The organism is Citrobacter sp. TBCS-14, from assembly GCF_005280805.1.
Classification (GTDB): Bacteria; Pseudomonadota; Gammaproteobacteria; order Enterobacterales; family Enterobacteriaceae; genus Citrobacter; species Citrobacter gillenii.
Genome location: NZ_SZWM01000315.1, coordinates 1 through 204, shown reverse-complemented (window position 1 = coordinate 204; position 204 = coordinate 1). Strand labels below are relative to the sequence as shown.

Genomic DNA, 204 nt, shown 5'->3' with positions numbered 1-204 from the left:
AGGTTTTAATCCTGTGGATTATTTACCACGGGCTTCAATAACGGCCTGAGCAACGTTGTTCGGCGCATCGTCGTACTTCAGGAACTCCATGGAGTAAGAAGCACGGCCTTTGGTCAGAGAACGCAGCTGGGTTGCATATCCGAACATTTCAGACAGCGGAACTTCAGCATGGATAACAACGCCAGTGACGTTGGATTCCTGACC

1 protein-coding gene is annotated in these 204 nt (G+C 50.0%); it reads right to left on the bottom strand.

Going from position 1 to position 204, the window contains the following annotated elements:
* Positions 1-18 precede the first annotated feature (18 nt).
* The coding region (locus tag FDX22_RS15280; protein ID WP_186805313.1) for a hypothetical protein at positions 19-204 on the bottom strand (186 nt) is incomplete at its 5' end.